Origin of the sequence: Geodermatophilus sp. DF01-2, from assembly GCF_004571065.1 — a bacterium.
Lineage (GTDB): Bacteria > Actinomycetota > Actinomycetes > Mycobacteriales > Geodermatophilaceae > Geodermatophilus.
This window is the reverse complement of record NZ_SPQN01000161.1, coordinates 1-3,232: the sequence shown is the minus strand read 5'-3', so window position 1 is coordinate 3,232 and position 3,232 is coordinate 1. Positions and strand designations below refer to the sequence as shown.

The 3,232-nt window shown below is 75.0% G+C and carries 4 protein-coding genes; all 4 read left to right on the top strand.

Annotation, left to right across the window (positions count from 1 at the left end):
• Positions 1–29: 29 nt before the first annotated feature.
• Complete coding sequence (locus E4P41_RS21495; protein ID WP_135143225.1) at positions 30–737, top strand: class F sortase; 708 nt, start codon at positions 30–32, stop codon at positions 735–737.
• 131 nt (positions 738–868) lie between these two features.
• Positions 869–1,525 (top strand): class I SAM-dependent methyltransferase, encoded by a 657-nt coding sequence (locus E4P41_RS21490; RefSeq protein WP_245177558.1) that lies wholly within the window; start codon positions 869–871, stop codon positions 1,523–1,525.
• 605 nt (positions 1,526–2,130) lie between these two features.
• Complete coding sequence (locus E4P41_RS21485) at positions 2,131–2,802, top strand: A24 family peptidase (RefSeq protein WP_135143224.1); 672 nt, start codon at positions 2,131–2,133, stop codon at positions 2,800–2,802.
• A 180-nt stretch (positions 2,803–2,982) separates the two neighbouring features.
• Positions 2,983–3,213 (top strand): Flp family type IVb pilin, encoded by a 231-nt coding sequence (locus E4P41_RS21480; RefSeq protein ID WP_135143223.1) that lies wholly within the window; start codon positions 2,983–2,985, stop codon positions 3,211–3,213.
• The last annotated feature ends 19 nt before the right edge of the window (positions 3,214–3,232 follow it).

Here is a 3,232-nt window from a genome sequence, read left to right as displayed (position 1 = left end):
GCGCCGTCCCTCCGCAGGAGGCCTGAACCGTGAGCCGAGCCCCCGACCGCCCGTTCCCAGCGCGCAGCTGGGCGGTGCTCTCGGTCCTGCTGGCCGTGGTCGGGGTGGTGGCCCTCGTCGTGGCGGTCACCGGGCAGCAGAGCCCCCCGCAGCCCGCGGCCGACGGCCGCGCCTCCGCACCGACGGCCGCCACCGCGCCGACCACACCTCCCGCGGGGTCGCCCGCCGCCGGCGCTGCTCCGCCCGTCGTCATCGAGCCGCCGGGGCCGGAGGTCGCCGAGCCGGTCACCCTGCGCATCCCCAGCCTCGACGTCACCAGTGAGCTGCTCCGGCTCGGACTCAACGACGACGGCACCGTCGAGGTGCCGCCGCTGGGCCCGAACGACCAGGCCGGCTGGTACCACAACAGCCCGCGCCCCGGCGCGGTCGGCCCGTCCGTGCTGCTCGGGCACGTCGACTCCGCGGAGTGGGGGCCCGGCGTCTTCTTCGAACTGGGCGCACTGACTCCGGGCGACGAGGTCGAGGTGACCCGCGCCGACGGCTCCGTCGCCGTCTTCGCCGTCGACCGCGTCGAGCGCTATCCCAAGGACGAGTTCCCGACCCTCGAGGTCTACGGCAACACCACGGACCCGCAGTTGCGGCTGATCACCTGCGGCGGCGCATTCGACCCGGCGGCGCGCAGCTACGAGGACAACGTCGTCGCCTACGCCACCATGGTCGACACGCGTCCGGCCTGACCCGATCAGGTGCCGGGCCGTCCCGGGCGTGCAGGCCGGCTCGTCGGTCTCCCGCTGCAGCCTGCCGCACCGGCAAGTGACCGTGCCGCGACGGCCGTCCCGGTCGCACGGTCGACGCGGAGGTGGACACGGTGACCGAGCAGGTGGGGAACGACTACGACGCGATGGCGGCCGGCAGTGGCGAGGCCGGAGAGTTCAGCGCCACGTACTGGGAGGACCGTTACCGCGGCCATGCGGCACACGGCAGCCGGCCTCCCAACCCGCAGCTCGTGAGCGAGGCCGGGGATCTCGTGCCCGGCACGGCGCTCGACGCCGGCTGCGGCGAGGGCGCCGACGCCCGCTGGCTCGCCTCGCGTGGCTGGCGCGTGACGGCGGTCGACGTCGCTCCCACGGCGCTGCGCCGCGCCCGCGAGCACGCCGCAGCGATCGGGCCGGACGTCGCGAGCCGCATCGACTGGGTGGCGGCCGACCTGACCACGTGGGCGCCACCTGCGGAGCACTTCGACCTGGTCTCTGCCCACTACGTGCATCCGGCCGGGCCGCACGACACGTTCGTCCGACGGCTGGCCGCCGCGGTCGCGCCGGGCGGCACGCTCCTCGTCGTCGGTCACGACCCATCCGATCGCCACTCCGCTGGGCACGTCACGGCGGGCGAGGTCGCGGCGGGCCTCGACGGCGACCGGTGGGACGTCGTGGTCGCCGAGGTCCGATCCCGGCACGTCGCCGGTCACGGCGGCGCAGAGATCACCCTGCGCGACGCCGTCCTCCGCGCCTGCAGGCGTCCGTGACCGGTGCCGACCAGCCGGGGTGGCTGTCCCCGCACGTCGGCCGAAAGCGGCAACCAACTGCGACCTAGCTGTTGAGCAGCCGCAGGGCGTCGTGCGACGGCGAGCCCGGCTCCGGCCGTGCAGACGAGCAGCATCCGACCGGGGACGGCGGCCGGTGCATCGCCTCGTACGTCGGTGAGAGGTCGCCGGGGTCGCGGTGGTGGCGGTGCTCGGTACCGGTGGTGTGCCAGCGGACGTTGCGCGTCCCTCACCGCGCGCTGACCTGCTTCCGGTGCCGCCTCGTCTCTCGCCACGGCTGGCGACCATGGCGATCCCCCCGGCAGCTCCGGGCCCTCGCAGATGCCCCAGCCACCCGCTGTGGTCCGAGGAGGGCGATCCGCCGGACGATCAGCGGGTGGATCGACGCCGGCTGGCCGAAGCGGGCCACGGTTGCGGCCTGACCGTGGCGGCGCGGCGATGCTCGGGCTGATGCTGCCCCGCCTCGTCCGGCGCGCCCGCGGAGCACACGGGCACCGAGCCTGCGGGAAGCCATGCTCGGACTCCATCCGACGAGGGTTAGGTGGCGTTCCCGGGTCCGCGGGTGGCGGCGTGCCATCGTTCCCGGCGTGGTCGCCGCCCTGGTAGTCGCCGCCCTCCTCCTGGGCGCGGTCGTCGGGGTGCTCGTCAACCGCGCCGCCGGTCGCTTCCCCTGGCCACCGGACGCCGCCGTCCGGGACCTGCTGGGTCCCGGGCCGGTCGCCGTCCGGCCGCCGCTGCTCGAGGTGGGGACGGCGCTGCTGGCGGCCCTCACCGCGCTGCGGTTCGACCTCTCCTGGGAGTTGCCGGCGTTCCTCTTCCTGGCCGGCGCGGGCGTGCTGCTCGCCGTCGTCGACCTGCGGCATCGGCTGCTGCCCAACCGCGCGGTGCTGCCCTCGCTCGCCGCCGGGACGGCGCTGCTGCTCCTGCCGGCCCTGGCCGACGGCGCCTGGTCGGCGATGCTGCGCGCCGTGCTGGGCGCCGTCGTGCTGTTCGCGGTGTTCCTCGCGCTCGCGCTCGTCTCGCCCGGAGGCCTGGGCATGGGCGACGTCAAGCTCGCCGCCCTGCTCGGCCTGTACCTGGGCTGGCTGGGCTGGACGGCGGTCCTCCTCGGCGCCCTCGCCGGGTTCGTCGTCCAGGCGGTCGTGGCGCTCGGCCTGCTGGCGGCGCGGCGGGTCGGGCTGCGCGCAGAACTGCCGTTCGGCCCGGCGATGCTCGCCGGCGCCGTCCTCGCGATCGGCTGGACCGCGCTGCTGCCCTGACAGGCCGCTTACATGGAGTGACCGCACCCGTCGGCGGTACGCCCGACCGAGGGGACGGTGTCGACCGACGGGGTGGACGGCGCTCAAGTCGGCGCGACCGCGGTTCGACAGAACTGACGTTGCCGCGAGGCCGGGTCGACCGATCCGGACCGGCCGGCACCGTCCCCCCGGGAGTCCTCCGTGCTGAACCTCATCACCAACCCGCTGGCCACCATCGTCACGCTCTACTCGCTCGCCGAGGAGCGCCTCAAGCGTGAGGAGAAGGGCGCCACCGCCGTCGAGTACGGCCTGATGGTCGGCCTGATCGCCGTCGCGATCATCACCGCGGTCGTCCTCCTCGGCGAAAACCTGACCGCCCTGTTCAACGACATCGCCGGCGAGCTCGGTGGCGGCGCCGCCACCACTCCCTGACCCTCGCACCTTCCCGGCG